Origin of the sequence: Streptomyces sp. 8N616, from assembly GCF_052246385.1 — a bacterium.
Lineage (GTDB): Bacteria > Actinomycetota > Actinomycetes > Streptomycetales > Streptomycetaceae > Streptomyces.
On record NZ_JBQQBY010000005.1, the window covers coordinates 266731 to 273623 of the forward strand.

Here is a 6893-nt window from a genome sequence, read left to right on the forward strand (position 1 = left end):
TTCGGCCGCTCTGATGGCATCGCTCATGCAGGACCGGTCATCGGAGGCCCCGGCGGTAACTCCGCTCAATCGCCCGTCCGTCCGTCCGCCCGTCCGTCCGTCCGTCCGTCCGCCCGTCCGCTCGCCCGGATGGCGGGACGGTCGGCGAGGCTTGGAGGTCAGCGGGGAGTGATGCCGGACTGGACGGCGAGGACGGCCAGCCGTATGCGGTTCGGCTCACCGGTCTTCGTCATGAGGCTCGCCACATGGGTTTTGACCGTGGTGACGCCGAGGTGCAATCGGTCGGCGATCTCCTTGTTGCTGAGTCCGCAGCCGATGAGGCTGAGCACCTCGCGTTCCCGTGGCGTGACGTTGAGCGCCGGGCCGTTCGGTCGGTCGCCGTTCGGGGGGCGGGTCTGGACCGCCTGCTCGACGAGGCGGCGCAGTACGTCCCGGCTGAAGGGCGACTCTCCTTCAGCAGCCCTGCGGACGGCGGCGACCAGTTCGCCCGGCGGGGTGTCCTTGACGAGGAACCCGCAGGCCCCGGCCTCCAGGGCGGGATAGAGGTGGTCATCGTCGTCGAACGTGGTCAAGGCGATGACACGGGCTGAGGGCCGTGACGCGAGGATCCTCTGGGCGGCGGTGATGCCGTCGACTCCGGGCATGCGCAGGTCCATCAGCACGACGTCCGGGACGAGCCGGTCGGCCAGCCGGATGGCCTCGGCCCCGCTATCCGCCTCCCCGAGGACCTCGATGTCCGCTGCGGGTTCGAAGAGCATGCGCAAGCCCATGCGGACGAGATGCTGGTCGTCGACGAGGAGGAGACGGATCACGGCTGTAGCTCCAGTCGCTGTGCGGCGGCCGGCAACTCCGCGGAAAGCTGCCAGCCATGCCCGTCCGGTCCGACGTCCAGGCGTCCTCCGAGCAGCTCCACGCGCTCGTGCATGCCGATCAGTCCGTGCCCGGCAGGCGGCTGCCCGGCAGTCGATCGCGCGGCAGCGGAGTTGTGGTGGGTACCGCCGTCGTCGCGAATCGACAGGCGTACGGCGTCGTCGGCCAGTTGCACGGTCATCCGGACCTGTGCCCCTGCTCCGGCGTGCTTGGCGGCGTTGGCGAGTCCCTCCTGCGCCAGGCGGAGCACGGCGAGGCCGCGTACGGCGTCGAGACGGGAGACGCCGGGATCGACGGACGCCTCCACGACCAGGCCCGCGTCCTGACTCCGTTCGACCACGGCCCGCAGAGCAGTCGGCAGAGTCGCGGGATCGACCAGCGAGGTGCCCGGATCGTCGTTGTCCGGATCGCGCAGCACGGCCACCAGACGCCGCAGGTCGGTCAGGGCGGCGCTGCCGCTCGCGTGGAGATCGTCGAATATCTCACTCACGCGCGGGTCGGTGGCCCGGAGAACATGACGGGCGACGCCGACGCGCAGCACCATGGAGGAGACGTGGTGGGCCACCAGGTCGTGCAACTCGCGGGCGATGGCGGTGCGTTCGGTGGCGCGAGCGGCCGCCAGCTTCTGCTCGGCGCGGCGCGCCTCTTGAGCGGCGTGCTCGCGGGCCTGCCGCGCGGCCTCGCGGATCTCCCGGACGTAAGCCCCCATCAGCAGCGGCAGACCCGCCACGATCCCCATCTTGTACAGGACCGAGAGGAACTCGCCGGGCAGGTCGCCGAGCCGGTTCACGGCTACCGCGATGGCGACTGCGGCGGATCCGACGGCAAGGCGCCGACCGGAACGCTGAACGGCCAGTTCGAACACGGAGACGCTTGCGAGGACCTTCAACGCGAGGACGACGTCCGAGCGGAGCCAGTGGGCGACGACGAGCAGGCCGGCCAGCGCCAGGGCCGCGGTGAACGTCCACCGACTCACCGCCAGGCACAACACGAACCCCGCGAGGGCGAGGGCCCAGTCCTTGGGGCCGGAAGGGTGTTGGACCAGAAGGAGATCACCGACCAGGATGGCTGAGACCGCCCACGCCCGGATGACGGCGAACCTCCGGTCGAACGCGAGCTCAATCCAAGGCGGGTTCACTCCGCCCACGATAGGCCGCCTGCATCGCCTGGGGGTCCTGCCGTGGGAGGAGGCGCACTCATCCCCTCGGCCGCTGTATCCGGCCGATGGACGGTGACGGCCGGGGCGTTGCCGCCGCGAGTCTGACAGCCATGAACACAAACGATGGTGTGTCAACGGGCGCCCACGATGTCCCGCTCAGTCCGCGTCGCTCGATCATCCGCGGCGCGGCGACGGTCGGCCTGGCCGGCGTGGCGGCCTCGGCTCTGGGACCCTCGGCTCGGGCCGCGGCGTCGTCCCGGGCGCAGGAGGGCGGAAGGCGTCGCTTCGAGGGCCGGGCCGTGCTCATCACGGGAGCGACGTCCGGCATCGGTCGGGCGGCGGCGAAGGCATTCGCGGCGGAAGGCGCCAACGTCGGTTTCTGCGGCCGGCGTGCCACATTGGGGCGCCAAGTCGAGCGGGAAATACGTGAGGCGGGGGGCGAGGCCGCGTACATTCAGGCCGATGTGCGCATCCCGGACCAGGTCGAGCGGTTCGTGGACCGGGTGGCCTCACGCTACGGCGCCATCGATGTGGCGTTCAACAACGCTGGTATCGGAGGGAACAAGCTCCCCCACGAGATGAGCGTCGAGGAGTGGGACGACGTCAACAACACCAATGCGCGTGGCGTCTTCCTGGCAATCAAGTACGAGATCCCGTACATGCTCAAGGCCGGTCGCGGCGTGATCATCTGCACCTCGTCGTCGGCGGCGGAGCAGGCGCGACCCGATGGCGCCGCGTACACCGCGAGCAAGCGGGCGGTGCAGGGCATCGTAAAGGCCGCGGCGATCGCGTACGGCCCGAAGGGCATACGTCTCAACGCCATTCTGCCCGGCACAACTGATACTCCCTTCGTCCGTCCACCTGGAATTCCGGATGCGGACTGGGAGCGGTTCAAGAAGGCATTCGGGCCCCTGAACATCGACGGTCTCGAACGGATGGCAGAACCGGAGGAGATAGCAAGTGCGGTGCTGGGACTCGCGTCCGACGATTTCCCGTATATGACGGGCTCGTCGGTCGTCGTCGACGGCGGTGCCACGGCTGGACGAAAGATGACCAGACCTCCCGGAACATAAGCCTCTCCGGGGCGAGGGAGAGCCCCGGCTCATCCGCCACGGGGGTGCGGATGGGCCGGACGTCCTCGCCGACGGCGGCGGCTGACGGGCGCTCGTCCCGGCCGGGGCGACTCTCGGATCACCGCCTTCTACTCCGCGCACCGCGCCGACCGCTGATTCCAGCCGGTCGCGGCCGCCGACTCCGACCCCTCGGGAACGGTCTTCACCAAGCGTCCTTCCCTGCTCGTACCCGAGCCTCCGGAGAGGGTGACCACCTACCGGGATCCGTACGTCTGGCGCCGTGGCGAGCGCTGGCGGATGCTCGTCGGCGCCGGGCTGCGCGACGGGCGCGGCGCGGCGCTGCTGTACGAGTCCGAGGACCTGGCGGCGTGGACGTACCGCGGTCCGCTGCACACCCGCGCCGACCACGGCAAGGGCGTGCGGAGCCCTCTGAGCGCTCCGGACGGCGACGAGCGACGAGAGAGCCGGGTTTGTCCGCCCGCGTTCGCACGCACGCGATCTGCCGCTCGTGGCAGCAGCTCGCTCGTTCGCGCCGCACAATGGAGGGGAAGGGGGTGCCTGGCCCGTTCGGAAGGCGATGACTTGCCATGGCCTACATCGTCGTGAGCGCCCTGAGTCACACCGGGCTGCTGCGCGACCGCAACGAGGACAGCCTCGTCGTCGGGCCGTGGACGCTGTGCAGCACCGTCACCGAGAGTCCCCAGACGCTGCTGTTCCCGCTCGGCACACCGCTGGTCGTCGCCGTCGCCGACGGGCTCGGCGGGCATCCGGCGGGCGAGGTGGCCAGCGCCATGGTCGTACGCCGGCTGTCGCGGATCGGGCCCGACCTGGACAGCGAGGAGGCCGTACGCGACGCCCTGGAGGGCTGCAACCGGGCGGTGTACGCGGCCGCGGACGACGACCCCGACCTGATCATGATGGGCACGACGGTCGCGGGCGTCGTCGTGACCGAGGAGACGGTGTTCACCTTCAACGTCGGGGACAGCCGGGTCTACGCCCTGGACGGCGGTGAGGGCGGTGAGGGCGGTGAGGGCGGTGAGGGCGGTGAAGGCGTCGAGAAAGGCGAAGGCGAGGGCGGGCTGCGCCTGCGGGAGCTGAGCGTGGACGACAACCCGCCGCTCGCCCCCGGGCAGCGCACGACGCCCGTCGTCACGCAGACCCTCGGCGGCACCCCGGACTTCAGCCCCGTCGACCCGCATGTGTCCAGCTCGGCGCTGTCCGCCGGCGTCCGCCACCTGGTCTGCACGGACGGCCTGACCGACCCGGTTCCGGACGACGATCTCGACCGCGTGCTGCGGGAGCACGCGGACGGCAGGGCCGCGTTCGAGATGTGGAAGGCCGCCATGGACGCGGGCGGTCCCGACAACATCACGCTCGCCGTCGTCCGGATCGGCGAGTAGCCCGCGCGATGAGGACAGAAGCTGTCCGCTACCCGGCCTAGCGTGGTCGTCATGACAAAGCGCACCGGCACCGCCACGGCCCCCGCACCCACCACGCTGACCACCCAGGCGCTGAACCGGGCTTTCCTCGACCGTCAGCTGCTGCTCCGCCGCTCCCGGATGCCGGCCGCCGACGCCGTCGAGTACCTCGTCGGCATCCACGCTCAGGTCCCCAAGGTCCCGTACTACGCGCTCTGGGCGCGCCTCGCCGACTTCCGCCCCGAGGAGCTCTCCGATCTCCTCACCTCCCGCCGGACCGTACGGATGGCGCTCCAGCGGTCGACCCTCCACCTGGTCACTGCCCGCGACTGCCTCAGCCTGCGGCCGCTGCTCCAGGAGATGCAGGAGCGGCGCTTCCGCGGGACCTTCGGCAAGCGGATAGAGGGCGTGGACATGGCGCGGCTCGGGGAGGTGTCCCGGACGCTCGTGGAGGAGCGGCCGCTGATGTTCAACGACCTCGGCAAGGCGCTCGCCGAGCTCTGGCCGGACCGGGACCCGCTGGCGCTGTCGATGGCCGCGCGGACCGTACTGCCCCTGGTGCAGGTGACCCCGAGGGCTCTGTGGGGGCAGAGCGGCTTGGCCAGGCACACCACCGTCCAGCAGTGGCTCGGGCAGGAGCCGGAGGAGCCGACGGCGGAGGGCCTGGAGCGGATGCTGCTGCGCTACTTGGCGGCCTTCGGCCCGGCGTCCGTGCGGGACATTCAGGTGTGGTCGGGGCTGACGCGGCTGCGGGAGGTCGTGGACCGGATACGGCCGCGGCTGCGCACCTTCCGCGACGAGCACGGGGTGGAGCTGTACGACGTGCCGGACGGTCCGCTGCCGGACCCGGAGACGCCCGCCCCGGTCCGCTTCCTGCCGGAGTTCGACAATCTCTTCCTCTCGCACCAGGACCGGTCCCGGGTGATCGAGAACAGGTTCCGCGACCGTACCTGGAAGGGCAACCAGGCCTTCAGCGTCTTCCTCGCCGACGGGTTCATCCGGGGCATCTGGCGCGTTGAGCAGGCGCGGGCCGGTGCGGCGGCCACGCTCGTCGTCGAGCCCTTCGAGCGGCTGTCGCGCGCGGAGTGCTCGGAGATCGAGACGGAGGGCGCCCGCCTGCTGGACTTCGCCGCCCCGGCCGCCCCGCACGATCTGCGCATCGCGGAGAGCTGAGCCAGGCGCCCTGGCCGGGACGTCCGGTCAGGAGGATGAGGGTCAGGACGTCCGGTCAGGAGCGTGGTGCGCTCGTGATCACCGCGAAGTCCGCGCCGCACGGGTCGGTGAGCCGGGCGAAGCGGCCCACGCCCTCCGCCTCCACCGGATGCAGCGCGATCGAGCCGCCCAGCGCCTCGCTCCTGGTGGCCGTCGTGTCGCAGTCCTCCACCTCGAAGTACGGCAGCCAGTGCGCCCGTACCCCGGCCGGGGGCGCGAGCGGCATGATCCCGCCGAACGACGCCTCCTGCCCGCCACCCGCCAGGCGCAGCACGGTGTACGTGGTCCCGGCGAACGGCATGTCCTCGGCCTGCCAGCCGAACACCGTCCTGTAGAAGTCCCGCGAGCTGTCCGGCTCCGGGGTGTGCAGCTCGGTCCAGCACAGGCTCCCGGGGTCGTTGACCAGCTGCAGCCCGGGGTGCTCGCGCGGCTGCCAGGCGGCGAACTGGGCCCCGCCGGGGTCGGTGAACCCGGCCATCCGGCCCTCGCTGAAGACGTCCATCGGCGGGAAGCGCACTGTGCCGCCCGCCTGCTCGACGGACTTCGCGGTGGCGTCGGCGTCGGGGGTGTGGAAGTACACCGTCCAGGCGGTCTCGGCACCCTCCTCGGTGAGCGGGCCGACCCCGGCGACGGACTTCCCGTCGAGCCGGAAGGCCCCGTAACCGCCCGCCTCCGGCCCGTACGACTCGGCGCGCCAGCCGAAGAGGCCACCGTAGAAGGCGGAGACGGCCTCCAAGTCGGGGGTGCCGAGATCGATCCAGTTGGGCGCGCCGGGCACGAACTGCGTGCTGAGCATGGTGGATCCTTACGTCGACGTGGCCCGTTACGGGTGGACTGCCCTTCACCTCCAGCCTGGCCCCGGCCCGGCGGCACCGCACGCCCTGTGTCCCGGGCTGCGCGCCCGCCATCCGCGCGCCATGGTTACAGGCCGCGTCGAAGTACTCGCAGACGGTCGGCCCATCCAGCGCGGACGGCGGGCGCACAGCGCGCGGAGGCGGAGCGGGAGGCGGGCGCGGGCGGACTGGCCCCGCCCCGGCCGGGGGGGGTGCCTCTATGTCTGTGGTCAAGCGAGGCGTGGGGTTCTGGGTTCGTAGAAGGTGCCGTCGCGGAGCATGGCGAACAGCACGCTGATGCGGTGGCGGGCGAGGCGGAGGAGGGCCT

General features: G+C 71.4%; 6 protein-coding genes and 1 pseudogene. 4 read left to right on the plus strand and 3 right to left on the minus strand.

All coding sequences use genetic code 11. From position 1 onward, the window contains the following. Positions 1-158 precede the first annotated feature (158 nt). A complete protein-coding gene (locus ACTWQC_RS06945) occupies positions 159-812 on the minus strand; it encodes a response regulator (protein WP_443314647.1) in 654 nt (217 codons plus the stop codon). Then, complete coding sequence (locus tag ACTWQC_RS06950; protein ID WP_443314648.1) at positions 809-2008, minus strand: sensor histidine kinase; 1200 nt, start codon at positions 2006-2008, stop codon at positions 809-811. Before ACTWQC_RS06950 ends, ACTWQC_RS06945 begins: the two co-directional genes overlap by 4 nt. A gap of 86 nt (positions 2009-2094) precedes the next feature. Here ACTWQC_RS06950 and ACTWQC_RS06955 point away from each other — a divergent pair, with 86 nt between their 5' ends. The 4 genes and pseudogenes from ACTWQC_RS06955 to ACTWQC_RS06970 all read left to right on the plus strand — a co-directional run bounded on the left by ACTWQC_RS06955 (position 2095) and on the right by ACTWQC_RS06970 (position 5693). Further along, complete coding sequence (locus tag ACTWQC_RS06955; protein WP_443314649.1) at positions 2095-3102, plus strand: SDR family NAD(P)-dependent oxidoreductase; 1008 nt, start codon at positions 2095-2097, stop codon at positions 3100-3102. Between the two features lie 201 nt (positions 3103-3303). Further along, positions 3304-3708 (plus strand): annotated as a pseudogene (locus tag ACTWQC_RS06960) (hypothetical protein); the annotation flags it as partial. After that, complete coding sequence (locus ACTWQC_RS06965) at positions 3690-4502, plus strand: PP2C family protein-serine/threonine phosphatase (protein WP_443314650.1); 813 nt, start codon at positions 3690-3692, stop codon at positions 4500-4502. The pseudogene ACTWQC_RS06960 and the gene ACTWQC_RS06965, both read left to right, overlap by 19 nt. Positions 4503-4553: 51 nt before the next feature. Then, positions 4554-5693, plus strand: coding sequence for a winged helix DNA-binding domain-containing protein (locus tag ACTWQC_RS06970; RefSeq protein WP_443314651.1), 1140 nt, complete (start codon positions 4554-4556; stop codon positions 5691-5693). Positions 5694-5748: 55 nt separating this feature from the next. Here ACTWQC_RS06970 and ACTWQC_RS06975 read toward each other — a convergent pair whose 3' ends face one another. Next, positions 5749-6528 (minus strand): VOC family protein, encoded by a 780-nt coding sequence (locus ACTWQC_RS06975; RefSeq protein WP_443314652.1) that lies wholly within the window; start codon positions 6526-6528, stop codon positions 5749-5751. Between the last annotated feature and the right edge of the window lie 365 nt (positions 6529-6893).

What these genes read in the sequence shown, in the direction of transcription:
- ACTWQC_RS06955 (WP_443314649.1), top strand. Translation starts at nt 2,095, where the DNA reads ATGGACGGTGACGGCCGGGGCGTTGCCGCCGCGAGTCTGACAGCCATG.
- ACTWQC_RS06965 (WP_443314650.1), top strand. Translation starts at nt 3,690, where the DNA reads ATGGCCTACATCGTCGTGAGCGCCCTGAGTCACACCGGGCTGCTGCGC.
- ACTWQC_RS06970 (WP_443314651.1), top strand. Translation starts at nt 4,554, where the DNA reads ATGACAAAGCGCACCGGCACCGCCACGGCCCCCGCACCCACCACGCTG.
- ACTWQC_RS06975 (WP_443314652.1), bottom strand. Translation starts at nt 6,528, where the DNA reads ATGCTCAGCACGCAGTTCGTGCCCGGCGCGCCCAACTGGATCGATCTC.